Below are 25,056 nucleotides of genomic sequence, written 5' to 3'. Positions count from 1 at the left end.
CATCCTACATTCCACTGTTGACATGTCGCGAGCCGACCTTCTACTTTTGACATGTCAAGACTGGGACACACACTGAGCGGGGGAATCCCATGTCCTACCTGCGCACGTTCCTGCCGTGGATCGTCTTCGCCGTCATCCCCTCGGGTGACTGGCAGTGGGGCGCGTCGGCCGCCCTGGTGGTGGCCGTCGGGATCATCGCCCAGCAGAGGCGGGCCGGTGCCGGCTTCGACGCCCTCGTCATCGAGGCCGGCTCGGCGGTCTTCTTCGCGGTCCTCGCGGCCCTCGCCTTCGCCGACCCGCACTCGGGTGTGCACGCCTACTCCGCCGCCCTCTCCTCCGGCACCCTCGCCGTCATCGCCGGCCTCTCGCTGGCCGTCGGCCGGCCCTTCACCCTGGGCATCGCCAAGCGCACCACCCCACGCGAGTTCTGGGACCTGAAGCCCTTCATCCGGGTCAACGTGGTCATCACGTCCGTGTGGACCGCCGCCTTCGTCCTGACCGCCGTCGCCCTCGCGGTGCTGGCCCACTCCGGCAGCGCCCACTCGACGCCCGCGACCGCCGTCCAGATCGCCGGCTTCGCCGTCCCGATGCTCTTCACCGTCCGCTATGTCGCCCGTGTCCAGGCGAAGGCCCAGGCCGCCGGGCAGGTGGCCCGGTGAACGCCACCCCGAAGCACCTGTCCGGCAACTACGCCCCGGTCACCGAGGAACTCACCGCCCACGACCTGCCGGTGACCGGCACGATCCCGCCCGAGCTGTGCGGCTGGTACCTGCGCAACGGCCCGAACCCAGCCGACGCCGCCTCCGGGCACTGGTTCTTCGGCGACGGCATGGTCCACGGGGTGCGCCTGGAGGGCGGGCGGGCCGTCTCCTACCGCAACCGCTGGGTCCGCACCGGCCGACTGACCGACGGGGCACGGCTGTACGACGACCGGGGCCGCCGCGACCTCACCGCGGGACCGGCCAACACCCACGTCGTCCGGCACGCGGGCCGCACCCTGGCCCTGGTCGAGACCGCCCTGCCCCACGAGCTGACCCGCGACCTGGACACCAAGGGTCCCTACGACTTCGACGGCCGCCTCACCACCGCGATGACGGCCCACCCGAAGACCTGCCCGGCCACCGGCGAACTCCACTTCTTCGGCTACGGCATGCTGGAGCCCACCCACCTCACCTACCACCGGGCCGACGCCACCGGCGAGCTGGAGCTCAGCAGGCCGGTCGAGGTACCCGGGCCGACCATGCTGCACGACTTCGCGCTCACCGCCGGGCACGTCGTCTTCATGGACCTGCCCGTCGTCTTCGACGTCGAACTCGCCCTGGCCGGCGGCACGATGCCGTACAGCTGGGACGACGGGTACGGCGCCCGGCTCGGCGTGCTGCGCCGCGACGACCCCTGCGGCCGGGTCCGCTGGTTCGCCGTCGATCCCTGCTACGTCTTCCACACCCTCAACGCCCACGACGCGCCGGACGGCACCATCGTGCTGCACGTGATGCGCTACCCGGAGATGTGGCGGCGCGACGCGGGCGGCGGCACGCGGGAGGAGCCTGCCGTGCTGTGGAAGTGGACCATCGACCCGGCGGCCGGCACGGTCCGTGAGGAGCAGTGCGACGACCGGCCCGGCGAGTTCCCGCGCGTCGACGACCGGCTCACCGGACTCGCCGCCGGACACGGGCACATGACCAGCGGCACCTCCCTGGTCCGCTACGACCTGGCCTCCGGCGCCGTCACCGCGCACGACTTCGGGCCCGGCCGCACCCCCGGCGAGGCCGCCTTCGCCCCCGCCGACGACAGGCCCGGCGGCCCCGGCTGGCTCATGACGTACGTGTACGACGCCGCCACCGACCGCAGTGACCTGGCCGTCCTGGACGCCGACGACCTCACCGCGCCCCCGGTCGCCACGATCCACCTGCCGGCGCGGGTGCCGTTCGGCTTCCACGGCAACTGGCTCGCGGACAGCGATGCCTAGGCGGTGCCGTCGCGCGTGGCCCGGCGCATGGCGATGATCTCGGCCACCGCCTTCAGCCAGCGGGCGGCGCGGGTCTCGGCCTCGGGGGTGGTGGCGGTCTGCGCCGCCCCGGTCAGCCAGTCCCGCAGGATCGCGGCCGGTTCCGGGGACGGCAGCGGCTCGGGCAGCCCGGCCGCGTACGCCAGACCGCCGGACCGGACGATCTCGGCGACGAACACCAGCGAGCGCGGCAGTACGCCGAGCCGGTCCAGGGTGACCGCGGCCGCGATGGCACCGTCGCCGAACAGGGCGGTGCGGAAGGCCTCCTGGGTCAGTCCGTAACGGAGCAGCACGGTGACGTCGGTGGCGGCCAGGACCTCGTCGTCGGTGCGGTTCTCGGGGGCTGGGGGCATGGGAGTCATGGCGGTTCGCGGTGTTCTCGGTCCTGGGGGTTATCGGTCCTGGGGGGTTCTCAGTCCTGGGGCAGGTGGACTTCGACCGCGTCCGGGGTCCAGCTGTTGCTGGCCTTCGCCATGCCGCCGTTGACGAAGTCGTCCTCGCTCACCCAGGTGGTCGTGCCGTACGGGTTGTAGATCTCCAACTTGTCGCCCTGCTGGCCGACGACCATCAGGGCGTGCCCGTAGTACCTGCCCGTCGCGTCGGTTCCCCCGACGGCGATGGGCACCGGCTTGCCGTCCGCCACCGCCTTCTCGATCTCGGGCAGGACATTGCGCCGGGCAGCGGGGTCCTGGATGAAGTGCGTCTGGTACGAACTGCCGGTCTCCGGGCTGATCTCCTTGTCGGCGACCTCGTTGTTGCCCTCCGCGTGCATACCGTTCCAATGGGCACCGCCGTGCCCCTCCAGATGCACCCGGTGCTGTTCGGCCACCAGGCGGTTCCGGAAGGCGGTGGGGTCGTCCTCCTGCCCGCTGGGCCCACCGGTGAGCGAAAGGGCGTAGACGGGGTCGACCAGGGCGCGGGCGGTGACCGTGGACGAGGCGACACAGGTGTTGTCCCGTCCGTCGCCGCCCTGCATCCACTTCTGGCCGTCGAAACTCTGCACGGCGGTGTTGACGTTGGCGCCGTTGCCGGGGTCCGTTCCCTCGTCCCTGAGGCTGTCCACCTGGGTGACGATCGGCGTCAGATGCCGCTGCAGCCAGGCCGGGTCCTTGCCGTGGATCTTGCCGTCGAAGGTCTGGATGTCGTCGACGCCGTGCCCCGCGGCGAGGGCCTTCATCAGGTACGCCTTCTCCTGCGGGGTCTTCGCGTCCGCCAGGAGCCGGTCCATCCGGGCCCGGTCGGCCGGCGAGAGCTGGTCCATGGCCCGGCCGGAGCGTTCCAGTTCGCCCGCGGTGAGGATCTCGTTGCAGTCCGGCGCACCGTCCTTGCCGCTGGCGTCGGCGAGCATCATCCGGTCCACCGCGGAGAGCTGACCGCTGTGCATCTTCCCGGCGCGGGCCTCGGCCGCCCACTTGTTCAGGTCACGGGTGGCGGCGCGCACGGCGTCGTCCGCGGTGACGGCGCCCTTGTGCATCAGCTCGACCCCACCGGTGGCGAGGCTCCGGCCCGCCTCCAGGGCCGCCTTCTCCTCCGCCTTCTCCTGGGCGGTCTCGATCGCCCTGCCGACGTCGAAGAAGCTGTCCCTCGGGCCGAGCCGCTCCTTGGCCTGCCGCAGCAGGGCACGGCCGTCGGCGTCCTGCGTCTGCGCGGTGCCGAGCGCGTCGGCCAGCGCGTGCAGCGCCTTCGCGCCGCCCTGGAACGCCTCCGACATCCTGGTCGCGGCGCGGGCGGCGCCGGCCACCGCGTCGGAGGCGAGGACGCTGGTGTGGCCGACCCAGACCTCCGGCAGACCCTTGCGGGCCACCCTGTTCACCCGGTCGTGCAGCTCACCGGCCTTGTCGACCTGTCCGCGGTAGCGCGTGCCGAGCGACTCCAGCGTCGCGGTGTCGCCGGCCGGCGCCGAGGTGAGGAGAGCGTTGTCGATCAGGTCCAGCAGATCGTTCCTGTCCGTGGCCCTGGGGATGCTCGTGCACAGGCCGGCCAGCCAGGAACGGCGGCCGGACGGGGTGTTCAGGGCAGCGAAGGGGGTCAGCGGGTTCAGGTCGTCGAAGATTCCCATCGGCCGGCCCTCAGTACTGCGTCAGGGCCGACGGACGCCCGCCGTGCGCCGGCATGCCGGTGATGCCGTCGCCGCCGACGGTCACGGCCTCGGTCCGCGTCGCCGCCGTGTGATCGGATCCCTGGTACGCGCCCTTGGCGAGCCGTACCTTGCACGCGAGTTCGTGCAGCGCCGACTGCAGCGTGGCCGCGTCCTCCAGCCAGGCCGCGGCGAACGCGTTGAACGCCGCCGCCGACTCGGCGCCGCCCAGGGCGTCCTGGCCGTAGCACTCGTCGGTGACGATCGCCTGGTGTACGCGGCCCGCGTCGTCGCCCGCGCCGTCGAGTTCCTTCGCCTGCCCGGACATGCCGTGCCTGACCGTGTAGCCGTCCGACGACGCGCCCATCACGCTCCCCCGTTTGCGCTCGAACATGACCGCGGGGGAGGCTAACACGCGCCCTTCGTACGATCCTGGGCGCCTCACGCGCCGCGCACGGTGCGGACACGGCATCCACGCGAGACACCGGGAGAGAGCAGACAGATGTCAGCCCGCACCGACCTCAAGCACCGCCTCGTGACCGGCTTTCAGCGGTATCTCGCCAACCCGCTGAACCGGCGGCTGCCGTTCCAGGTCCTCCTGGAGACCACCGGCCGCGTCTCCGGCCTGCCCCGGCGGACGCCGGTCGGCGGGCGCAGGGTCGGCGGGTCCTTCTGGCTGGTCTCCGAATTCGGCACCAGGTCGCAGTACGTGCGCAACATCCAGGCCGACCCGCGGGTTCGCGTCCGCATCGGCGGCCGCTGGCACCGCGGCACCGCCCGTCTCCTCCCCGACGACGACCCGGTGGCCCGCCTGCGCTCCCTGCCCCGCTTCAACAGCGCGGCGGTACGGGCGTTCGGGACCGACCTGCTGACGGTCCGGGTGGACCTGGAGGACTGAGCGCGGCCGGTCCCGCTCACCCCGGCCACACGATCGCCTGCACCTCGCTGTACGCGTGCAGCGCGTAGGAGCCGACGTCGCGGCCCACCCCGCTCTTCTTGAAGCCGCCGAACGGGGCCTCCATGTTGCGGCCGACGGTGTTGATGCCGACCCCGCCGGCCCGCAGCTGCCGGGCCACCCGGAACGCCCGGGCCACGTCGCCGGACCAGACGTAGTCGATGAGCCCGTACTCGGAGTCGTTGGCGAGCGCGACCGCCTCGTCCTCCTCGTCGAAGGGGATCACCGCGACCACCGGCCCGAAGATCTCCTCCCGGGCCACCCGCATGTCGGTGGCGCAGTCGGCGAGGAGTGCCGGCGCCACGTAGAAACCCCGGTCGAGCGCGGGCCGTTCGCCGCCCACGACCACCGACGCGCCCTCCTTGCGGCCGAGTTCGACGTACGACTCGACCCGCGCCCGGTGCTCCGCCGAGATCACCGGGCCGACGACCGTGTCCGCCTCCCGTGGATCCCCGACCTTCACCCCGCGGGCGTACCCCGCGAGGTGCTCGACAAGGCGGTCGTACACCCCGCGCTGGGCCAGCACCCGGGTCGGTGCCGTGCAGATCTGCCCGCTGTAGAAGGAGAAGGTGGTGCCGATGCCGGCGACGGCCGAGCCGAGGTCGGCGTCGTCGAACACGACCGCCGCGCCCTTGCCGCCCAGCTCCATCAACTGGCGTTTCATGTCCCGGCCGCACACCTCCGCGATCCGCCGGCCGACGGCCGTGGACCCGGTGAAGCTGACCATGTCGACATCGGGGGACGCGACAGCGGCCTCACCCACTTCCGTGCGACGCCCGGAGACGACGTTCACCACCCCCGGTGGCGCCCCGGCCGCCTGAAGGGCCTCGGCCATCCGGTAGACGGACAGCGGATCCTGCGGGGCGGGCTTCACGACCACCGTGTTGCCCATGGCCAGCGCCGGCGCGACCTTGCCGGCCGGGTTGGCCCAGGGGTTGTTGTAGGAGGTGATGCAGGTGACGACCCCGACGGGCTGCCGTACCGCCAGCGCGCCCATCACGGCGGCCTTCCCCATCGGCCCGGCCTCGTTGATCTGCGGCGTGATCGGCCACTCGGCGGGCTCCACGCGCGCGTACCGCCGGAACCGGGCGGCGGCCACCCCGACCTGCATCGCCCGGGCGGTCCCCGTGGTCGCCCCGGTCTCCGCCCGGGCCAGCTCGGTGTACGGCCCCGTCCGGTCACGGATGATGTCGGCCGCCCGGCCCAGCACCGCCGCCCGCTCCTCCGGCCGGGTCCGCGACCACGCCCCGAACGCCTCCCGGGCCGCCGCGCAGGCCGCCCGCACCTGCTCCGGCGAGGCCTCCGGCGCCCAGCCGACGGTCTCCTCGGTGGCCGGGTCGGTCACCGGGTAGTGCCCGCCGTCCGGCGCCACCCACTCCCCGCCGACGAACAGCGGCTGCCCCGTCACCTCGTACTCACCGTCCGCGTGTCGGTCCCCGACCGCAGCACCTTGCCCGGTACGGCCCCGGTCACCACGTCGTCCCGGATCGCCGCCACCCCGTTGACCCACACGGCCCGCACGCCGATCGCCCTGGAGTCCAGGCGAGGACTGTCACCCGGCAGGTCGTGCACCAGCCGGGCCTGGCCGGCGTCGATGCGCTCCGGGTCGAAGAGGACGAGGTCCGCGTGCCAGCCCTCGCGCACCTGTCCCCGCTCCCGCAGCCCGAACAGCCGCGCCGGGTCGTCGGTCAGCATCTTCACCGCCTGCTCCAGCCCGAGCAGCTTCCGGCCGCGCAGACAGTCCCCGAGGAACCGGGTGGTGTACGGCGCCCCGCACATCCGGTCCAGATGCGCGCCCGCGTCGGACCCGCCGAGCAGCACGTCCTCGTGCTGCCAGGTCTCGGCACGCAGCGCCCAGGACGCCGGGTCGTTGTCGGTCGGCATCGGCCACAGCACCGTACGCAGCCGGTCGTTGGCGCAGATGTCCACCAGGCAGGCGAACGGGTCCTGCCCCCGCTCCTCGGCGATGTCCCGTACGACCCGTCCCGTGAGCCCCCGGTTGGCCTCGCTGTAGGTGTCCCCGATGACGTACCGCCCGAAGTTCGCCAGCCGCCGGAAGACGCCCGCCTCCTTCGACCGGGCCCGCCGCAGCAGCTCCGCCCGGACGCCGGGGTCCTGGAGCCTGGCGATCCGCTCGGGCACCGGCAGCCCGAGGACCGGACCCCACCCCGGGATGAGGTTGAGCGCGCAGAAGGTGCCGAGCGACATGTTCATCGGGGTGAGGATCGGCATGGTGAGCGCCACCACCCGCCCGCCCGCCTTCCGGGCCCGCTCGCTCGCGCTCAGCTGCCGCGGCACCCGTTCCGGTACGGCGGCGTCGATGGTGAGCACGTTCCAGTTGAGCGGCCTCCCGGCGACCGCACTCATCTCCACGAGCAGGTCGATCTCGTCGTCGCCGAACTGGTCCAGGCAGCCGGCGACGATCGCCTCGATCTGCGTGCCCTCGTGCTCGCCGACGGCCCTCGACAGCGCCAGCAGCTCCGCCGGCCGCGCATGCCGGGACGCGACCGGCTGCCCGTCGCCGTCGGAGTGGGTACCGGACTGGGTGGTGGACAGCCCCCAGGCCCCGGCGTCCATGGCCTCGTGCAGCAGCCTCAGCATCGCCGCGAGCTGCTCCTCGCTCGGCTGTCCCCCGACGGCCTGCGGCCCCATGACATACCGCCGCACCGCGCAGTGCCCCACCATGAAGCCCGCGTTGACGGCGATCCGCCCGTCGAGCGCGTCCAGGTACTCCCCGAAGGAGTGCCAGCTCCAGGGCGCCCCCTCCTCCAGGGCCACCAGGGACATCCCCTCCACCTTGGACATCATCCGGCGCGTGTAGTCGGCGTCCTCGGGACGGGCCGGGTTGAGCGGCGCGAGGGTGAACCCGCAGTTCCCGGCGGCGACCGTCGTCACTCCGTGGTTGAGGGAGGGAGTGGCGTACGGGTCCCAGAAGAGCTGGGCGTCGTAGTGGGTGTGGGGGTCGACGAAGCCGGGGGTGAGGATCAGGCCGGAGGCGTCCTCGGCCGTACGGGCCTCTTCGGTGATCTCGCCGACGGCGGCGACACGGCCGCCGCGTATGCCGACGTCCGCGGTGCGGGCGGGGGCGCCGGTGCCGTCCACGACGGTGGCGCCCTTGATGAGATGGTCCAGCATGTCCGGAACCCCCCTCAGACGGCCTGACGGAACCTGGACGTCCGGTGCACCGGATCCGTGTCGATCTTGGGGATCACGTGCTCCCCGATCAGCCGGATCGTCTGCAGCGTCTCCTCCTTCGGCACCCCCACCGGCAGCCCGAAGCTCAGCTGGTCGGCGCCCGCCTGCTCCCACCGCTTGCACTGGCGCAGCACCTCGTCGGGGTCACCGCAGATGAGCAGCTCCTCCTCCACGAGCAGCTCCACGAACTCCGGCGTGTACCGGGGCAGCGTCTCCGGCCACACCGGGAAGCCCTCGGGGCGCGGGAAGGTGTCGTGGTACCGGAAGACGAGCGACGGAAGGTAGTGCAGCCCGCCGTTCACCGCGATCTCGATGGCCTCGGCGTGTGTGGGCGCGCAGATCGCGGTGGTGGTGACCATCACGTTGTCGTTGACGAAGTCCCCCACGGGCTCCGCGTTCACGACCGCCGTCTTGTACTGCTCGAGCACCCACTCCATGTCGGAGACCTTCTGGATGCTGAAGCCGAGCACGCCGAGCCCCTTCTTCGCGGCCATGGCGTACGACGGCGGCGACCCGGCCGCGTACCACATCGCCGGGTGCGACTTCCCGTACGGCTTCGGCAGGACCTTGCGCGGCGGCAGCTGCCAGTGCTTGCCCTGGAAGCCGGCGTACTCGTCCTGGAGCCACATCTTCGGGAACTCGGCGATGGTCTCCTCCCAGATCTCCTTGGTGTGGTTCATGTCGGTCACACCCGGTATGAACCCGAGGATCTCGTGGCTGCCGGCGCCCCGTCCGCTGCCGAACTCGAAGCGCCCCTCGCTGAGGTGGTCCAGCATGGCGACCTTCTCGGCGACCTTCACGGGGTGGTTGACCTGGGCCAGGGGGTTGAAGATCCCGGACCCGAGGTGGATCCGCTCGGTCGCGTGCGCGAGATACCCGAGGAAGACGTCGTTGGCGGACAGGTGCGAGTACTCCTCCAGGAAGTGGTGCTCGGAGGCCCAGGCGTACTTGAAGCCGGACTTGTCCGCCTGGATGACGTACTCGGTCTCCTCCATCAGCGCCTTGTGCTCGGCCAGCGGGTCGGTCTCGGCGCGCTTGCCCACGTATCCCTGTACAAAGAGCCCGAATTCCAAGGCCGTTCACCGTCCTCAGTCTCTCTTCTGACGCTCCGTCAGATATCCTGTCGGCCGACTGTCGCATCGGCCGTCGTGACCGTCAATAGCTGACGGACAGTCAGATCACGGAGACCCCCGCCAGCCACCCGCCGTCGATCACGAACGGCTGCCCGGTGATGTACGACGAGTCCGCCGAGGTGAGGAACAGCGCCAGCCGCGCCACCTCCTCCGGCTGCCCGACCCGCCCGAGCGGCACGAGCCCCCGGTACAGCTCGTCCAGGGCCCGGCTCATCTCCTCCGGGTCGGCGTCCGGGTCGAGCCGCGCCGGGTTGGACATCGGGGTGTCGATGGCGCCCGGACAGATCGCGTTGACCCGGATGCCCCGGCCCGCCAGCTCCAGCGCGGCCACCCGGGTCAGCCCCAGCACGGCGTGCTTGGTGGCGGCGTACGTCCCGACGGCCGCCATGCCGGTCAGGGCCGTGTAGGAGGCGGTGTTGACGATGGTCGCGCCGTCGGCCATCTCGGGCGCCACCGCCTTCATGCCCAGGAAACAGCCGACCTGGTTGACCTGGACGACCTGCATGAACTCGTCCAGCGGGGTGTCCACGAGCGCGTTGAAGCGCAGGATCCCCGCATTGTTCACCAGCCCGTCGATGTGCCCGTACGCCTCCTTGACCGCCGCGACGGCCTCCCGCCAGCCCTCCTCGGTGCCGACGTCGAGATGGACGTACAGCGCGCCTATCTCCTTGGCCAGGGCCTCCCCCTGCTCGTCCAGCACATCGGCGACGGCCACCCGCGCCCCCTCCGCCCGGAAGAGCCGGGCCTCCTGCTCGCCCTGCCCGCGTGCCGCCCCGGTGATGACGACGACCCGTCCGTCCAGCTTGCCCATGGCATCCTCCTCAGTTCAGCCGGGGTGCGACCTCCGCGCCGAACAGCCCGATCTGCTCGATGAGTTCGGCCCGGCTCCGGCTGCGGAACCGCACCTGGACCTGGTCCACGCCCATCGCCCGGTAGGCCCGCAGCGACTCGGCGATCTCCTCCGGCGCCCCGGTGAGGGTCCGTCCTCCGACGTCCCAGCCGGCCCGCCCGACGTACAGCGGCTCGGCGATCGCGCCGACCGTGAACGGCCCCTCGGCGCCCGCCTGCGCGCGCAAGCGCCGGATCCGTTCGATCTGCGCGGGCAGCCGCTCCCGCGGATCCCCCTGCGGCAGCCAGCCGTCCCCCTTCAGCGCGGCCCGGCGTACGGCGGCGGGCGAGGAGCCGCCGACCCACAGGGGGACCCGCGGCTGGGCCGGGCGGGGGCGCTGGCCGAGCCCGGCGAAGTCGTAGGTCTTCCCGTGGTGCTCGGGGAACTCCTCCGCTCCCAGGGCGGCCCGCAGCGCGTCGATCACCTCGTCCAGCACGGCCCCCCGCCGCTCGAAGTCGGCCCCGAGCGCCTCGAACTCCTCGCGCACATGCCCGGCCCCGACCCCGAGGACCAGCCGGCCGCCGGAGAGGTGGTCGAGGGTGGCGTACTGCTTGGCGGTGAGCAGGGGGTGCCGCAGCCCCACGACCGCCACATGGCTGAGCAGCCGTACCCGCTCGGTCACGGCGGCGAGGTGGGCGAGGGTGGCGACCGGGTCGTACCAGACCGTGCTCATGGCGGGGGCGAGCCGGCGCGGGATCGCCACGTGGTCGCAGGCGGCGAGGTAGTCGAACCCGGCCCGGTCCACGGCCCGCGCGACGGCCACCAGGTCCTCGGGCCCGGCCCCGGCCTCCCAGCCTTCCGCGAACAGGGCGCTCTGCGCCTGCACGGGCAGCTGGACGCCGTACGCCAGGGCACTCACCGCCAGAGCCCTTCGGGGGTGAGCCCCAGCAGCTCGATGGCGTTGCCGCGCACGATCCGCTCGACCACGTCCGCCGGAAGGTGCCCCATCTGGGCCTCACCGACCTCGCGGGACTTGGGCCAGGTGGAGTCGGAGTGCGGGTAGTCGGTCTCGTACAGGACGTTGCCGACCCCGATGGCGTCCAGGTTCCTGAGCCCGAAGGCGTCGTCGAAGAAGCAGCCGTGGACGTGCTCGGCGAAGGTCTCGGACGGCGGCCGGGTGACCTTGTCGGCGATGCCGCCCCACCCCCGGTTCTCCTGCCACACGACATCGGCGCGCTCGAGGATGTACGGGATCCACCCGATCTGCCCCTCGGCGTACATGACCCTGAGGTTCGGGAACCGCTCGAACTTGCCGCTCATCAGCCAGTCCACCATCGAGAAGCAGCAGTTGGCGAAGGTGATGGTGGAGCCTACGGCGGGCGGGGCGTCGGCGGAGGTGGAGGGCATACGGCTGCTGGAGCCGATGTGCATGGCCACGACGGTGCCGGTCTCGTCGCAGGCGGCCAGGAAGGGATCCCAGTCGTCGGTGTGGACGGAGGGCAGGCCGAGGTGCGGGGGTATCTCGGAGAAGGCGACGGCCCGCACACCCCTGTGCGCGTTGCGCCGTACCTCCGCGGCGGCCAGCTCGGCGTCCCACAGGGGTATGAGGGTGAGCGGTATCAGCCGCCCGTGCGCCTTCGGCCCGCACCACTCCTCCACCATCCAGTCGTTGTAGGCGCGCACGCACAGCAGGGCGAGCTCCTTGTCGGCGGCCTCGGTGAAGGTCTGCCCGCAGAAGCGCGGGAAGGTGGGGAAGCAGACGGCGGACTGCACGTGGTTGACGTCCATGTCGGCGAGCCGCGCGGACACGTCGTACGACCCCGGCCGCATCTGCTCATAGGTGATGACCTCGAGCCTGACCTCGTCCCGGTCGTACCCGACGGCGGTGTCGAGCCGGGTCAGGGGCCGTCGCAGGTCTTCGTAGACCCACCAGTCGCCGAGGGGTCCGTCGGTACTGCCGGGTTCGCCCATGACGGGTTTGAAACGCCCGCCCAGGAAGGTCATCTCCTTCAGCGGGGCGCGCACGATCCGGGGCCCGACGTCCTGGTATTTCCTCGGCAGCCGGTCCTGCCAGACGCCGGCGGGTTCGACGGTGTGGTCGTCGACGGAGATGATCAGCGGGAACTGTGTGGTCTCCATGGCCCTCACGGTAGCGCTGATCTGACGGTCCGTCAGCTATCGGGTGCTTGCAAAGAGGGTGTGAGGGGTTTGTGCGCTGCGAGGCAGCGGCCTGTGATCGGCGTCTCCCACAGCTGACGGAACCGCCCGGAACAAGGCAAACTGACGGGGTTGTTCGTGATGCCGAGGGGGACGAACGCATGGACGGTGGGCCGCGAGTGCCTGAGCAGCGGCGTCCCGGCTCCGTGAACGTCACGGAGCCGGAGGCGCTGCGGTTCGGCGTGCTCGGTCCGGTGCGGGCCTGGCGCGGCGCGGAGCAGATCGGCACGGGCTCGCCCCAGCAGCGCGCCCTGCTGGCCGCCCTGCTGCTGCGCGAGGGCCGTACGGCGACGGCGGCGGAGCTGATCGACGCGCTGTGGGGCGCCGAGCCCCCGTCGCAGGCGCTGGCGGCGCTGCGTACCTACGCCTCCCGCCTGCGCAAGGTCCTGCCCCCCGGGGTGCTGGTCAGCGAGTCCGGCGGCTACGCGGTGCGGATGCCGGCCGAGGGCGTCCTGGACCTGGCCGTCGCCCAGGACCTGGCGGCGGAGGCGGAGAAGGCACGGGCCGCCGGCGACCTGTGCCGGGCCCGGGACCTGCTGAACCAGGCCCTCGCCCGCTGGGACGGCGAGGTCCTGGCCGGCGTCCCCGGCCCGTACGCCGAGACCCAGCGGGTCCGCCTGGAGGAGTGGCGCCTGGGCCTCCTCGAATCCCGCCTGGACATGGACCTGGAACAGGGCTGCCACGCGGAGGCGGTGTCGGAGCTGACCGCGCTGACGGCCGCGTACCCCCTGCGCGAGCGGCTGCGCGAGCTGCTGATGCTGGCCCTGTACCGCAGCGGCCGGCAGGCGGAGGCCCTGGCCGTCTACGCCGACACCCGCCGCCTGCTGGCCGAGGAACTGGGCGTGGACCCGCGCCCCGGCCTCCGGGAACTGCAGCAACGCATCCTGCAGGCGGACCCAGCCCTGGCGGAGCCGTCGTCCCCGGCGGCGGAGCCGGCGGCGGTACCGGTCCGCCCGGCGCAGTTGCCGGCCTCGGTTCCCGACTTCACGGGCCGCGCGTCCTTCGTGACCGAACTGAGCGAGGTACTGTCCTCGGCCTCGGAGTCCCCGGACGCCGCGGACCGGGTGATGGCCGTGTCGGCACTGGCCGGCATCGGCGGCGTGGGCAAGACGACCCTGGCGGTGCACGTGGCCCACCGGGCGCGGGGCGCCTTCCCGGACGGCCAGCTGTACGTCGACCTGCAGGGCGCGGGCCCCCGCCCGGCGGAACCGGAGACGGTACTCGGCTCCTTCCTGCGCGCCCTGGGCACAGCGGACTCGGCGATCCCGGACTCCCTGGACGACCGGGCGGCGCTCTACCGCTCGGTCCTGGACGGCCGCCGGGTCCTGGTGCTGCTGGACAACGCGAAGGACGCGGCACAGATACGCCCGCTCCTGCCCGGCACGGAGGGCTGCGCGGCCCTGGTGACCTCGCGGGTGAGGATGGTCGACCTCGCGGGCGCCCACCTGGTGGACCTGGACGTGATGTCCCCCGACGAGGCTCTCGCTCTCTTCACGAAGATCGTGGGCGGCGAGCGGGTGGCGGCGGAACGGGAGGCGGCGCTGGACGTGGTGGCGGCGTGCGGGTTCCTGCCGTTGGCGATCAGGATCGCGGCGTCACGGTTGGCTGCGCGCAGGACCTGGACAGTGTCGGTCCTCGCCGCGAAGCTCGCGGACGAACGCCGCCGCCTGGACGAACTGCAGGCCGGGGACCTGGCGGTGAAGGCCACCTTCGAACTGGGCTACGGGCAGCTGGAGCCGGCCCAGGCCCGGGCGTTCCGCCTGCTGGGCCTGGCCGACGGCCCGGACATCTCCCTGGCGGCCGCGGCGGCGGTCCTCGATCTCCCGTCGGAGGAGACCGAAGACCTGCTGGAGGCCCTGGTGGACACGTCGCTGCTGGAGTCGGCGGCACCGGGCCGCTACCGCTTCCACGACCTGGTCCGGCTCTACGCGCGTGCCTGCGCGGAGAGGGACGAACAGCCGCCCAGCGAGCGGGAGGCTGCGATGTCGCGGTTGCTGGACTTCTATCTGGCCACGGCGGCGCAGGTTTACGCGATGGAGCGGCCGGGGGACCGGCTGGTGGATCACCTGGAGTCCACGCATCACCCAGGCCTGACCTTTCCCGACTCCAAGGCCGCCGTCGACTGGCTGCACGCCGAGGGCGACTGCCTGCTGGCCTGCGTTCGTCAGAGCGCCGGGCAGGGAATGCTGAGGCGCTCGGTCGATCTCTTGTGGGTGGCCAAGGATCTGACGGAATCAGGTGCGAACTCCCACCAGTACGAAACGACTGCTGTAGCTCTGCGAAACCTGGCGCAGGACGCAGGAGACAAACGAGCCGAGGGGCGGGCACGCACGGCGCTGACCAACGCTCTGATGATCTCGGACAAGTTCAGCCAGGCGGACGAGGAAGCTCGCCTCGCCATCCTGCTGGCACAGGCCTCGGGAGATCTGGCGCCTTGCTGCTGGGCCCCCAACGACCGCGGAATCATTGCCCTCTATCAGGGCCGGAACGACGACGGGGAGAAGCACCTTCAGGAGGCGATCGCCAACTACCGCGCCGACGGAAACCTGCCGGGACAGGCCAGTGCCCTGTGCAATCTGTCTCGGATTCACGTCAAGCTGGGACGGCTCCATAGCGCTGTCGAGCTGGCCAGGCAGGGTCTGGCTCTCTACGATCAGCTCGGGTTGACGCTCCGTGTGGCCAACGCGCGGCTCGCTCTGGGAATCGCGCTCAGCGCCGCCGATCGTGGCGTCGAGGCACTGGAGCAACTCCACGAAGCCCTGAGGCTGTTCCAGGACAATCGGCAGCGCCTTTGGGAAGGGACCGCGAACTTCCGTATTTCCGAGGCATACCTCGCGTCCGGCCAATACGCCCTGGCGGCGCGGCATGCGGAGCAAGCTCTTGCTCTTCGCGTCATCGGAGGCGATTGGATGCGGGCCAACGTCCTGACGACGCTGGGGCAGGCGCTCAACCACCTGGGGCAGAGCGATCGGGCACGCGCGTGCTGGCGTGAAGCCCTCGTCATCCATGAGCAGTTCGGCGCCTCCGAGGCAGACCAGGTGAAGGCCCTCCTGCACCCTGCCGCGACAGCCTGACGGCTCCGCCGGACACCACGTTCATTGTTTGTTTATCGCAGATCGCCATCCTCATGAGTGCCGGTCCGTTGCGGCGGGGGGCCAAACGGAGCGGCACTTGGCCTCACCGTTAGGGTGAACGGCCTTGAGTCCCGTCCGGCGGCCCATCGGGGGAGCCGCCGGACGGGTTGATCACCCTTCCAGGATGCTCGACAGAAAGTTGCCGACGATGAGCGAGACCTCGCAGAAGAACGAGATCACCACGCTGGAGAACCACGCCGGCAGCCCGGACGACGGCTCCACCGTCAAGCCTCTGGAGAACCACGCCGGGAGCACGACGGGCAACGACGCCATCAAGCCGCTCGAGAACCACGCCGGCCTGGTGTCGGAGAGCGTCCTGAAGCCGCAGGAGAATCACGCCGGATCCGAGACGGCCTAAGGCCCAAGGCTCACACACAACGGGGGACCGGCCGCGACGGCGCCGAGGGGGAGCCGTCGCGGCCGAGGTGTGTCCAGGGGCAGTCAGGTTCGACGAATGCCGAGCTCGCACCACACCGTCTTGCCATCCACCCCCTGCTCCACGCCCCAGCGCAGCGCCACCGCGTCCAGCAGGGCGAGGCCACGCCCGTCCTCGGCGTCGAGCGCGCCGGACAGGGGCACGGGCAGGGCCTGCCCGGCCGGGTCCATGACCTCGACGCGGATGCGGTTGCCGTCCGTCAGGGCCACCCGCACACGGACCGGAGTCGCCTCCCCCACATGCCGGATCACGTTGGTGACGAGTTCGGTGACGCAGAGCTGGACATCGGTGCAGGGCGCGTCCAGGTAGCGGCGCACGGTACGGCGCAGTCCCTGGAGCGCCTCCGGTACGGCGGGAAGCTCCACGTCCAGCGGCGGCCGGCTCGGTGCCGTACCGAGACTCCGCAGCACCGCTGCCGGCCCGCGTGCCGTGGCGGCGTTGCAGTTGCCGAGCGCCACCAGGCCGGGGGGAGGGCTGGGGGGATTCGAGGACGCCATGGTTGCATACGCCTTCCTGTGCTCTCTGTGATGAATCAGTCACACAGTGGCGCCGACATCGGTACCTTTTGAAGAGGTTTCGGCTACGCAGCGCAACTGGCAAATGGCGGTGATGAGTTGTGCCCCCACGCAAAGACCCCGACGCGTCGGCGAACGTCCCCTCCTTCTACGGCGCCGAGTTGCGCTATCGACGGGAACTGGCGGGGCTGACCCTGGAGCAGCTGGCGGAAGGGAGCTTCCGGGGTGTGCCGTTCCTGAGCCAGATCGAGCGGGGTGAGCGACGCATGCCGGTGGATCTGGCCCGGCATGTCGACAAGGTGCTGAAGACCGACGGGTTTTTCGAGCGCCGTTGTGAAGATGCCCGCAGGGCACGGCAGTCGGGGCATGCGGAGTACTTCGCGGATGTGGCGGAGTTGGAGCAGCATGCGGAGACGATCGAGGACTGGGCGCCGATGCTGGTGCCGGGGCTGCTGCAAACACAGGCCTACGCCGAGGCCGTCGTACATACGTCGCTGCCATGGCTGCCACCCGCGACGGTCGACAAGCAGGTTCAGGCCAGGTTGAAGCGGGCGGACATCTGGAAGTGCGAAGAACGACCGTCGTTCTGGGCTGTCCTGCATGAATCACTTGTCCGCAAGCCTCTCCTGCCCGCGACCGACATGGCGGTACAGCTGGAGCACATCGCCCACGTGATCCGCTCCACGCAGGGTGTTCTGCAGATCCTCCCGGAAACGGCGCACGCTCACCCGTTCATGATGGGCATGATGAGGGTGATGACCTTCCCGGATGCCCCACCGGTGGCCTACACCGAGGGGCTTCACAATGGCCAACTCATCGACTATCCGTCGCTCGTGAAGAACTACCGCAGGTCGTACGATCTGCTCAGGGCCGCGGCACTCCCGCCAGAGGCGTCCCTGGCCATGGTCGAACAAGCGGCAGAGGACTACCGAGATGGCAAGCACCGGGATTGACCTGAGCACAGCTGCGTGGCGCAAGAGCAGCTACAGCAACGGCAGCGGCGGCGAGTGTGTCGAAGTCTCCAACGCACACCCCAGCGTGGTGATCCCCGTCCGCGACTCGAAGAAGGCGCAGGACGGCCCCGTGCTCCTCTTCCGCCCCCTCGCCTGGAGCACCTTCCTCAACTCGTTGAAGGGCTGACCCCGCCCGGTTATCCACAGGCTCAGCGGCAAGTCAGGGATTCTGCGATCTTGCTGGAGTGGAGCGGACGGAGTTGAGGGCGCTGGCCAACCGGGGCGTCCTGCTCACCTCGCGTGCCGTGGAGGCCGGCTGGCCCCGGCGCAGCCTCACACGTGCGCTACGGGCAGAGGGCTGGACCCGGCTGCGGCAGGGCGCCTGGGCCGAGCCCGGGCGGAACCCGGACCTGCTCACTCACCTTCGGGCCGGGCTGCTCCGCGACCCCCGGCTGATCGTGAGCCACGGTTCAGCGGCTGCCCTCTGGCGGGTCGAGATGCTCGGGGACGGCCGCAGGAGGCCGCTGGAGTTCATCGACCCGCAGCTCACCGCCCGCGGGGTGAGCGCGGGCGTGCGCGTCCACCGGATGCCGCTCAGCGCGAGGGACGTGGTGGAACGGCAGGGGTTACGGCTCACCAACCCCACCCGCACGCTCGCCGACCTGCTTCGGCGCGGCCCGAGGGACGAGGCGATCGTCGCCGTGGACTCGGCGCTGACGTGCCGCAGGGTAGGGCGGGTCCGTCGCGCGCCGCTCACCAAGCTGGACGAGATCGCCGCGGCGCTTGAGACGACCTTGCAAGGGTCGGTCCGGGCCCGGAACTGGCTGCCCCTGACCGACCCCCTCGCCGGTTCCCCCGCCGAGACGGTTGCGCGACTACGCATGTACGACGCCGACCTGCACCCCGAGAGCCAGGCCGAGCTACGCACCCCGGACGGCAGTCGCCGCGTCGTCGACTTCCTGTTCAGGGCGGCAGGGCTGGGGGTGGAGATCGAGGGCTACGCCTACCACGGAACCCGTGACGCACACCGAAGGGACGTCGCCCGCTTCAACCAGATCCTGAAGTGTCCGGAGATCCGCAGCCTCCTCCGCTACAGCGCCGAGGACGTTTTCCACCGCCCTGAGTACATGGTCGAGGAGATCAGGGCCACCCTGGCTGCCCTGACCGGCGATTCCCGGTGACCGTGGGGCCGCCCGCTTCTTCGGCCAGTGTCGTGCCTCCGCGAGGCGAGTCAAGGGCGCTGCGTTCCGCTGCGCTCCACTCCGCGTCGGCTTCGCCGATGGCCCTCCGGACCACCCTTGACACGCCTCGCTCCAGCACGGGGAAGAAGCGAACGGGCAGCCCGGGGAAAGTGGCCGGCTTGCCGGGGTTTGCGGTACGGGTCGGCTGCGTTCCGGGCCGGGGCTGACGGGCGCGACCGCGCCTCGCCTGCACGCCGGGCGCGGTTGGCGGCTTACGGGAGGAGCGGGGCGGCGCACCAGCCCGGCGGCGGCACGCCCGGTCGGCTCGGCGAGTTGGGGGGATCCCAGCCCGTGAAGGTCGGCCTGGCGGCGCGGGATCCTGGCATCTGCACCTGAGGGCCCCCGAACGTGAGGACGGCGGAGGATTGGCATCTTTGGGCACTCTCGTCCTCAGCGGACGGCGGGTCAGCTCTCCCAGGCTGGCTCCCAGGCTGGCCCAAGTCTGCCGATTGCTCGGCTTACCGTGGCCCCTGGGGCTGGTGTGGCAGAAGGGGCGCTCTTGGGGTCACGCCAGCCACTCAAGTCGCATCCCGAAGGGCCCAGTTGCCGAGCCGCCGAGCGCCGCCGACCCCACCCGGCGTGCCCCCTACCCCGCGACCGCGCACCCACCCACTCACCGCGAGCCGCTTGGCCGGCCCGGCGTGCAGGCGAGACGCGACCGCGCACCCCACAGCCGACGACGCGAACGCAGCCGACGTAACGGCCCGACCCCGGCAAGCCGGCCACTTTCCCCGGGCTGCCCGCTCGCTTCTTCCCCGTGCTGGAGCGAGGTGGGTCAAGGGTGGACCGGAGGGCCATCGGCGAAGCCGACGCGGAGTGGAGCGCAGCGGAACGCAGCGCCCTTGACGCACCTCGCGGAAGCACGACACTGGCCGAAGAAGCGGGCGGCCCCACGGCAACCCATCGACACCGGCTCGGTCCAGCCCCCTCCCCCTCACCCCCTCCCCCGCAAAACCCCCTTCACCACCTTCCCGCTCGCGTTCCGCGGGAGCTCGCCCACGAACTCCACCGACCTCGGCACCTTGTAGTTCGCCATCTCGCGGCGGGACCAGGCGATCAGGTCGTCCGAGGTCAGGACCGAGCCGGGGCGGCGGACCACGAAGGCCTTGGCGACTTCCCCCAGCCGCGCGTCCGGTACGCCGATCACCGCCGCCTCCCGGACATCCGGGTGGAGGGCGAGCGACTGCTCTATCTCCGCCGGGTAGGCGTTGAAGCCGCCGACGATGAACATGTCCTTGATGCGGTCCGTGATGCGCAGGTTGCCCGTCGCGTCCAGGACACCCACGTCGCCCGTGCGCAGCCAGCCGTCGGGAGCGATCGCCTCCGCCGTCGCCGCCGCGTCCTCGTAGTAGCCGCGCATGACGTTGAAGCCGCGGACCAGGATCTCGCCCGCCTCGCCGGGTCGTACCGGCGCGCCCGTCGCGTCCACCAGTCGTAGCTCCGTTCCCGGGATCGGCCGGCCCGACGTGGACGCGATGACCGACGGGGCGTCGCCGCGCCGGCACATCGTGACGATGCCGCTCGCCTCCGACAGGCCGTACGCCGTGAGGACCGTGTCCACGCCCAGTTCGCCGCGCAGGCGTTCCACCAGGCGGAGCGGCACGACCGCGGCGCCCGTCACCACCAGGCGCAGCGCCGAGAGGTCGTACGCGTCCCGGGACGGGTGGTCCAGGAGGGACTGGTGGAGGGTGGGTGGGCCGGGGAGGACCGAGATGCGTTCCGCCGCTATGTTCGCCAGTGCCGTCTCCACGTTGAACACCGGCTGAGGGATCATCGTCGCCCCGCGCATCAGGCAGGCGATCACCCCGGCCTTGTAGCCGAAGGTGTGGAAGAAGGGGTTGATGATCAAGTAGCGGTCGCCGGCCCGCAACCCGGCCAGGTCCGCCCAGATCTCGTACGCCCGGAGGGTCTGGGTGTGCGTGATCATCGCGCCCTTGGGGCGGCCCGTCGTGCCCGACGTGTAGATGATGTCCGACGGCGCCGAAGCATCCAACTCCCTCCGCCGCGATTCCACTTCGGGCGCACCCACGCCCTCTCCGCCCGCCAGGAAGTCCTTCCAGGTGCGGAAGTCCGGGGGCGCGTCCTCCGACAGGACCACCACCTCCTCCAGTTCCGGCAGTCCGGGCAGCGGCGCCCGGCCGTCCGCCACCCCCTCCCCCGCCGCCCGGCGCAGGCTCGCCACGTACGAGGTGCCCAGGAACGTGCCCGTCACGAACAGCAGCCGGGCCCCGCTGCGGCGCAGTACGTCCGCCGCCTCGGCGCCCTTGAAGCGGGTGTTCAGCGGGACCAGGACCGCGCCCGCCGTCACCGCGCCGAGGGCAGACACGATCCAGTCCAGGGAGTTGGGGGCCCAGACCGCCACCCGGTCGCCGGCCCGCACCCCGCTCGCCAGGCAGGCCGCCGCGGCGCGCTCGACCCGGGCGCCGAGTTCGGCGTACGTGATCCTGGTGCGGCCCTCGACCACCGCCTCCGTGTCCGCGTACCGCTCGGCCGACCACCGGACCAGGCCGGGGATGGTGTCCCAGTCGCAGTCGCTCATCACAGGCCCCCTGTACCGCGTAGCTGACCGTCCGTCAGATTAGCTGTAATCTGACGGACTGTCAGGATGCTGAGGAGGGGGAGGACGCTGTGGCAGCAGCCGGGCTCAAGGACGCCACCGCCATCGTCGGGATCGGGCAGACCTCGTTCGCCAGGCATCTTCCGGAGGACGAGAAGACGCTCGCCTGCCGGGCCGTGCTCGCCGCGCTGGAGGACGCGGGGATCGCGCCCGGTGAGGTCGACGGACTCGCCTCCTACACCATGGAGGAGACCGACGAGGTCGAGCTCGCCAAGGCCGTCGGGTTCGGGGATCTGACCTTCTTCAGCAAGGTGGGGTACGGCGGGGGCGGCTCCTGTGCGACCGTCGCGCACCTCGCCGCCGCCATCGCCTGCGGGCAGGCCACCGTCGGGGTCGCCTGGCGGTCGCGGAAACGGGGGTCCGGGCCGCGGCCGTGGACCGACACCCGCGTCCAGCTCCCCACCCCGGCCCAGTGGACGCGGCCCTTCGGCCTCCTGCGGCCCGTCGACGAGATCGCCATGCTGGCGCGGCGGTACCTGCACGAGTACGGCGCCACCCGCGATCACCTCTTCAACGTCGCCCTCGCCTGCCGGAACCGGGCCAACCAGAACCCGGCCGCCGTGATGTACGAACGGCCGCTGACCCGCGAGATGTACATGACCTCGCGCTGGATCAGCGAGCCGCTGTGCCTCTTCGACAACTGTCTGGAGACGGACGGGGCCCTCGCCTGTGTCCTCGTGTCCAAGGAGCGCGCCCGGGACTGCCGTACCCGGCCCGTGTACGTCCACTCCGCCGCCCAGGGGCTGCCCGCCCAGCACCACGGCATGGTCAACTACTGGAACGACGACCCCCTCACCGGCCCCGCCTGGACCGCCGCCCGGCATCTGTGGAAGCACGCCGACTTCACGCCGGAGGACGTGGACGTGGCGCAGATCTATGACGCCTTCAGCGTCCTCATACCGCTCTCGCTGGAGGGCTACGGCTTCTGCGGGCGCGGGGAAGGAGGGGCCTTCACCGAGGGAGGCGCCCTGGAGATCGGCGGGCGGCTGCCCCTCAACACCGGCGGGGGCGGGCTCTCCGAGGCCTACGTCCACGGCTTCAACCTCATCAACGAAGGGGTGAGGCAACTGCGCGGGACCAGCACCGCCCAGGTGCCCGGCGCCGCCACCTGCCTGGTCACGGCCGGCGAGGGCGTGCCCACCTCCGCTCTCCTGCTGAGGAGCTGATCATGCTGAACCCCGTCACCGACACCGACGGCGCGCCCTTCTGGGAGTACGCCGCCCGTGGCGAACTGCGCGTCCAGGTCTGCGGCGACTGCCACGAACCCCGCTTCCCGCCCCGCCCGTGCTGCCCGCACTGCCAGTCCTTCGCGAGCGAGTGGCGGCTCACCAGCGGGCGCGGCCGGATCTGGTCCTACGTCGTGCCGCATCCGCCGCTGCTGCCCGACTACGCGGCGCAGGCGCCGTACAACGTCGTCGTGGTGGAGCTGGAGGACTGCCCCCGGATCCGGCTGGTCGGGAATCTGGTCGCCCGCGCCGGTGCGCCCCTCGACTCCCTTGATCCGCAGAGCCCCAGGATCGGCGCCCGGGTGCATGTCGTCTTCGGTGACGGCGGGCTGCCGCAGTGGGTGCCGGCGTGAGCGCCGTACGGGTCGACACCGACAAGGACAGCGGGGTCGCCGTCGTCACCCTCGACCGGCCGCACCGGCTCAACGCCATCGACCTGGACATGGCCCGCGAACTCACCGGTGTCTGGCGGGCGTTGCGGTTCGACGACTCGGTGCGGGCCGTGGTGCTCACCGGGGGCGGGGAGCGGGCGTTCTGTACCGGGATCGACCGGGACGTCGTCGTGCCGCAGCCCTCGTCGCCGTACATGCAGGACGATCCGTTGCTGACGGTCGGGCCCAAGGCGAACGACCTGTGGAAGCCGGTCGTGGCCGCCGTGCGCGGGATGGCCTGCGGGGGTGCCTTCTATCTGCTGGGCGAGTGCGAGTTCGTCGTCGCCGATCCGACGGCCGTCTTCTTCGATCCGCACACCTCGTACGGCATGGTCAGCGCCTACGAGTCGATGCTGATGGCGGCGCGGATGCCGTACGGGGAGGCGGCCCGGATGGCGCTCATGGGGAACGCCGAGCGGATCTCCGCCCGGCGGGCCCATGAGATCGGGCTCGTGTCGGAGGTCACGGAGGAGGGCGGGGCGCTGGCGGGCGCCGTGCGCTGCGCCGCGGTCGTTGCCGGGTATCCGCCGCAGGGGGTGCAGGGGACCGTGCGGGCGCTGTGGGCGGCCCGGGAGGCGGCCCTGGCCCAGGCGTTCGCCCAGGCCCCGTCCCTCATCGCCCTCGGCAGTCTGCCGGTCGAACGGCAGGCGGAGCTGTTCAGGAACAGGGACCGCACCGAGCCGCGGACACGGTGAGTGACCGCATGGCGCGGAACCCGCACCCGGGGTAGCGTCAGGCCTGGGACGGCCGCCGTCTGGAGCCCTTCCGTGACACACCGGTACGACGGCCGTCACTCAGTCCCCGGCGTGCCCCTCACGCCGTGCGGGCCGTGCCCGTCCCCTTCTCCGCGTCCAGCGCGTACACGCACCGGTCCTTGCTGCAGGCGTACACCACGCCGTCCTTGACCACCGGGGAGCCGGTGATCTCGCCGCCGGTCGCGAGCTTCCAGCGCAGGCGGCCGTCGTCGGACTTCAGGGTGTAGAGCAGGTGGTCCGTCGAGCCGAAGTGGATACGGCCCTCCGCCACCGCGGGAGCGCCCACGACGTCGCCGCCCGCCTGGAAGCGCCATTTGGGCGTGCCGGTGACCGCGTCCAGGGTGTACAGGCCCTTGCCGCTGCCGACGTGGACATGGCCGGCCGCGACGAGGACCGGCTCGATGGAGGAGCGGGCCTCGGTGGCGATGCGCCAGCGGTCGCGGCCGTCGGTGGCGTCGAGGGCGTAGACGGTGCCCAGGTAGTCCGCCAGGTAGACGCCGCCGCCCGTCACCGCCGGGCCCGGGGCGAAGGCCGGCGGGCTGAGGAAGACCGCGGGGGCCTCGAAGTGCCAGCGGACCATGCCGCTCGCCGCCTCGATGGCGAGGACGCGGGTGCCGGCGGAGACGTAGACGTACCCGTCGGCGGCGGGGGTCAGGCGGACCGGCACGCCGCCACAGGCGGCCGCGTCACCGACCGGGTACGACCAGCGCTCCTCGCCCGTGCGGGCCTCCAGGGCACGCAGGCGGGCGTCCTGCCAGACGTAGACCGTGCCGTCGTGGACGAGCGGGCCCGCCTCGGGGGACTCGAAGTCGGTCTGGCAGCCGCTGATCTCCCACAGCTTCTGCCCGTGCGCGGCCTCCCAGGCCTGCACGCCGCCGCCCCGGGTGCCGGTGACGACCGTGCCGTGGTCGGCGTGCAGGGAGTACACCCAGGCGTCCGTGGACAGCCGCCACAGGTCGCTGCCCTCGCGGGCGTCCAGGGCGAACAGGGTCGGGCCGTCGGAGGCGTGGATACGGCCGTCCGCCACCGCCATGGACCAGGCGACGTCCCGCGTCTTGAAGCGGCGCCGGCCGGTGGCCACGTCCAGGGCGTGCACCTCGAAGGAGGTGACGTAGACCAGGTCGCCGTCGACCGAGGGGGTGCCCCAGACCTCGTTGGACATGCGGAACCGCCAGGGCCGCCAGCCGCTCGCGGTCTCGGGGGGCTGGGGCGGGGCGGACGGTACGGCAGGGCCTACGGCAGGGTCTGTGCCGGCGACGCCGGGACGCGGGCGGGACCAGCTGGCGACCAGGCCGGCCTCCGGCGGGGGCGCCTTGACGGCGGCGGCGCGGGCG

The 25,056-nt window shown here is 71.7% G+C and carries 23 protein-coding genes; 11 read left to right on the top strand and 12 right to left on the bottom strand.

Annotated features, from left to right (window positions below; genetic code table 11):
- Positions 1-89: 89 nt before the first annotated feature.
- Together ABT288_RS24550 and ABT288_RS24545 are read left to right on the top strand one after the other, a co-directional pair.
- The gene (locus ABT288_RS24550) at positions 90-659 is read left to right on the top strand and encodes a hypothetical protein (RefSeq protein ID WP_351611521.1); all 570 of its coding nucleotides are present in this window, start codon (positions 90-92) and stop codon (positions 657-659) included.
- Entirely contained in the window at positions 656-1,969 is a 1,314-nt protein-coding gene (locus ABT288_RS24545) for a carotenoid oxygenase family protein (RefSeq protein ID WP_351611519.1), read from the top strand. Before ABT288_RS24550 ends, ABT288_RS24545 begins: the two co-directional genes overlap by 4 nt.
- Here ABT288_RS24545 and ABT288_RS24540 read toward each other — a convergent pair.
- Genes ABT288_RS24540 through ABT288_RS24530 form a run of 3 tightly spaced genes read right to left on the bottom strand, consistent with a single transcriptional unit; the run spans position 1,966 to position 4,500 of the window.
- Positions 1,966-2,361: a hypothetical protein gene (locus ABT288_RS24540; RefSeq protein WP_351611516.1), complete on the bottom strand. Its 396-nt coding sequence runs from the start codon at positions 2,359-2,361 to the stop codon at positions 1,966-1,968. The two genes, ABT288_RS24545 and ABT288_RS24540, sit on opposite strands and share 4 nt — an antisense overlap.
- Before the next feature lie 59 nt (positions 2,362-2,420).
- Positions 2,421-4,067 (bottom strand): peptidoglycan-binding protein, encoded by a 1,647-nt coding sequence (locus ABT288_RS24535; RefSeq protein ID WP_351611514.1) that lies wholly within the window; start codon positions 4,065-4,067, stop codon positions 2,421-2,423.
- 10 nt (positions 4,068-4,077) lie between these two features.
- On the bottom strand, positions 4,078-4,500 hold the full coding sequence (locus tag ABT288_RS24530) for a hypothetical protein (protein ID WP_351611511.1): 423 nt from the start codon (positions 4,498-4,500) through the stop codon (positions 4,078-4,080).
- 87 nt (positions 4,501-4,587) lie between these two features.
- Here ABT288_RS24530 and ABT288_RS24525 point away from each other — a divergent pair, with 87 nt between their 5' ends.
- On the top strand, positions 4,588-4,983 hold the full coding sequence (locus tag ABT288_RS24525) for a nitroreductase/quinone reductase family protein (RefSeq protein ID WP_351611509.1): 396 nt from the start codon (positions 4,588-4,590) through the stop codon (positions 4,981-4,983).
- A 16-nt stretch (positions 4,984-4,999) separates the two neighbouring features.
- On the opposite strand, the gene ABT288_RS24520 is transcribed toward ABT288_RS24525, so the two are convergent.
- The 6 genes from ABT288_RS24520 to ABT288_RS24495 form a co-directional block, all read right to left on the bottom strand.
- Positions 5,000-6,448, bottom strand: a complete 1,449-nt coding sequence (locus ABT288_RS24520) for an aldehyde dehydrogenase family protein (RefSeq protein WP_351611506.1) — start codon at positions 6,446-6,448, stop codon at positions 5,000-5,002.
- Positions 6,445-8,175, bottom strand: a complete 1,731-nt coding sequence (locus ABT288_RS24515; protein WP_351611503.1) for an N-acyl-D-amino-acid deacylase family protein — start codon at positions 8,173-8,175, stop codon at positions 6,445-6,447. The genes ABT288_RS24520 and ABT288_RS24515 overlap by 4 nt, the downstream gene beginning before the upstream one ends.
- Before the next feature lie 14 nt (positions 8,176-8,189).
- Positions 8,190-9,308, bottom strand: a complete 1,119-nt coding sequence (locus ABT288_RS24510; RefSeq protein ID WP_351611500.1) for an LLM class flavin-dependent oxidoreductase — start codon at positions 9,306-9,308, stop codon at positions 8,190-8,192.
- Positions 9,309-9,408: 100 nt separating this feature from the next.
- Complete coding sequence (locus ABT288_RS24505) at positions 9,409-10,179, bottom strand: SDR family NAD(P)-dependent oxidoreductase (protein ID WP_351611498.1); 771 nt, start codon at positions 10,177-10,179, stop codon at positions 9,409-9,411.
- A 10-nt stretch (positions 10,180-10,189) separates the two neighbouring features.
- Positions 10,190-11,107, bottom strand: a complete 918-nt coding sequence (locus ABT288_RS24500) for an LLM class F420-dependent oxidoreductase (protein WP_351611597.1) — start codon at positions 11,105-11,107, stop codon at positions 10,190-10,192.
- A gap of 5 nt (positions 11,108-11,112) precedes the next feature.
- Entirely contained in the window at positions 11,113-12,336 is a 1,224-nt protein-coding gene (locus tag ABT288_RS24495; RefSeq protein WP_351611496.1) for an amidohydrolase family protein, read from the bottom strand.
- A gap of 179 nt (positions 12,337-12,515) precedes the next feature.
- Between ABT288_RS24495 and afsR the strand changes: the two genes are divergently transcribed.
- Positions 12,516-15,488 (top strand): SARP-family global regulator AfsR, encoded by a 2,973-nt coding sequence (gene afsR / locus ABT288_RS24490; RefSeq protein ID WP_351611494.1) that lies wholly within the window; start codon positions 12,516-12,518, stop codon positions 15,486-15,488.
- A 184-nt stretch (positions 15,489-15,672) separates the two neighbouring features.
- Positions 15,673-15,906, top strand: coding sequence for a hypothetical protein (locus tag ABT288_RS24485; protein ID WP_351611492.1), 234 nt, complete (start codon positions 15,673-15,675; stop codon positions 15,904-15,906).
- An 83-nt stretch (positions 15,907-15,989) separates the two neighbouring features.
- Here ABT288_RS24485 and ABT288_RS24480 read toward each other — a convergent pair whose 3' ends face one another.
- Complete coding sequence (locus ABT288_RS24480) at positions 15,990-16,481, bottom strand: ATP-binding protein (protein WP_351611490.1); 492 nt, start codon at positions 16,479-16,481, stop codon at positions 15,990-15,992.
- Positions 16,482-16,600: 119 nt separating this feature from the next.
- Between ABT288_RS24480 and ABT288_RS24475 the strand changes: the two genes are divergently transcribed.
- Genes ABT288_RS24475 through ABT288_RS24465 form a run of 3 tightly spaced genes read left to right on the top strand, consistent with a single transcriptional unit; the run spans position 16,601 to position 18,633 of the window.
- On the top strand, positions 16,601-17,452 hold the full coding sequence (locus tag ABT288_RS24475; protein ID WP_351611489.1) for a helix-turn-helix domain-containing protein: 852 nt from the start codon (positions 16,601-16,603) through the stop codon (positions 17,450-17,452).
- Positions 17,433-17,639 (top strand): DUF397 domain-containing protein, encoded by a 207-nt coding sequence (locus ABT288_RS24470; protein ID WP_351611487.1) that lies wholly within the window; start codon positions 17,433-17,435, stop codon positions 17,637-17,639. Before ABT288_RS24475 ends, ABT288_RS24470 begins: the two co-directional genes overlap by 20 nt.
- Positions 17,640-17,697: 58 nt before the next feature.
- Positions 17,698-18,633 (top strand): hypothetical protein, encoded by a 936-nt coding sequence (locus ABT288_RS24465; RefSeq protein ID WP_351611485.1) that lies wholly within the window; start codon positions 17,698-17,700, stop codon positions 18,631-18,633.
- Between the two features lie 994 nt (positions 18,634-19,627).
- Here ABT288_RS24465 and ABT288_RS24460 read toward each other — a convergent pair.
- On the bottom strand, positions 19,628-21,232 hold the full coding sequence (locus ABT288_RS24460; RefSeq protein ID WP_351611482.1) for a FadD3 family acyl-CoA ligase: 1,605 nt from the start codon (positions 21,230-21,232) through the stop codon (positions 19,628-19,630).
- 89 nt (positions 21,233-21,321) lie between these two features.
- Between ABT288_RS24460 and ABT288_RS24455 the strand changes: the two genes are divergently transcribed.
- Genes ABT288_RS24455 through ABT288_RS24445 form a run of 3 tightly spaced genes read left to right on the top strand, consistent with a single transcriptional unit; the run spans position 21,322 to position 23,662 of the window.
- Positions 21,322-22,476 (top strand): lipid-transfer protein, encoded by a 1,155-nt coding sequence (locus ABT288_RS24455; protein WP_351611480.1) that lies wholly within the window; start codon positions 21,322-21,324, stop codon positions 22,474-22,476.
- Positions 22,477-22,478: 2 nt separating this feature from the next.
- Positions 22,479-22,889, top strand: coding sequence for a Zn-ribbon domain-containing OB-fold protein (locus ABT288_RS24450; RefSeq protein WP_351611478.1), 411 nt, complete (start codon positions 22,479-22,481; stop codon positions 22,887-22,889).
- The gene (locus ABT288_RS24445) at positions 22,886-23,662 is read left to right on the top strand and encodes an enoyl-CoA hydratase/isomerase family protein (RefSeq protein WP_351611476.1); all 777 of its coding nucleotides are present in this window, start codon (positions 22,886-22,888) and stop codon (positions 23,660-23,662) included. The genes ABT288_RS24450 and ABT288_RS24445 overlap by 4 nt, the downstream gene beginning before the upstream one ends.
- A gap of 118 nt (positions 23,663-23,780) precedes the next feature.
- Here the strand turns inward: ABT288_RS24445 and ABT288_RS24440 are convergent.
- Positions 23,781-25,056, bottom strand: a 1,276-nt coding sequence (locus ABT288_RS24440; RefSeq protein WP_351611473.1) for an outer membrane protein assembly factor BamB family protein, incomplete at its 5' end; no start/stop codon positions are given.

The sequence above is a fragment of the Streptomyces sp. NPDC001093 genome (assembly GCF_040298985.1).
Lineage (GTDB): Bacteria > Actinomycetota > Actinomycetes > Streptomycetales > Streptomycetaceae > Streptomyces.
The sequence above is the reverse complement of the archived record's forward strand: the minus strand, read 5'-3'. Positions and strand labels throughout refer to the sequence as shown.

Coding starts and splice junctions, on each gene's coding strand:
- ABT288_RS24550 (WP_351611521.1), top strand. CDS start 90: ATGTCCTACCTGCGCACGTTCCTGCCGTGGATCGTCTTCGCCGTCATC.
- ABT288_RS24540 (WP_351611516.1), bottom strand. CDS start 2,361: ATGCCCCCAGCCCCCGAGAACCGCACCGACGACGAGGTCCTGGCCGCC.
- ABT288_RS24535 (WP_351611514.1), bottom strand. CDS start 4,067: ATGGGAATCTTCGACGACCTGAACCCGCTGACCCCCTTCGCTGCCCTG.
- ABT288_RS24525 (WP_351611509.1), top strand. CDS start 4,588: ATGTCAGCCCGCACCGACCTCAAGCACCGCCTCGTGACCGGCTTTCAG.
- ABT288_RS24515 (WP_351611503.1), bottom strand. CDS start 8,175: ATGCTGGACCATCTCATCAAGGGCGCCACCGTCGTGGACGGCACCGGC.
- ABT288_RS24505 (WP_351611498.1), bottom strand. CDS start 10,179: ATGGGCAAGCTGGACGGACGGGTCGTCGTCATCACCGGGGCGGCACGC.
- ABT288_RS24495 (WP_351611496.1), bottom strand. CDS start 12,336: ATGGAGACCACACAGTTCCCGCTGATCATCTCCGTCGACGACCACACC.
- afsR (WP_351611494.1), top strand. CDS start 12,516: ATGGACGGTGGGCCGCGAGTGCCTGAGCAGCGGCGTCCCGGCTCCGTG.
- ABT288_RS24485 (WP_351611492.1), top strand. CDS start 15,673: ATGCTCGACAGAAAGTTGCCGACGATGAGCGAGACCTCGCAGAAGAAC.
- ABT288_RS24480 (WP_351611490.1), bottom strand. CDS start 16,481: ATGGCGTCCTCGAATCCCCCCAGCCCTCCCCCCGGCCTGGTGGCGCTC.
- ABT288_RS24470 (WP_351611487.1), top strand. CDS start 17,433: ATGGCAAGCACCGGGATTGACCTGAGCACAGCTGCGTGGCGCAAGAGC.
- ABT288_RS24460 (WP_351611482.1), bottom strand. CDS start 21,232: ATGAGCGACTGCGACTGGGACACCATCCCCGGCCTGGTCCGGTGGTCG.
- ABT288_RS24450 (WP_351611478.1), top strand. CDS start 22,479: ATGCTGAACCCCGTCACCGACACCGACGGCGCGCCCTTCTGGGAGTAC.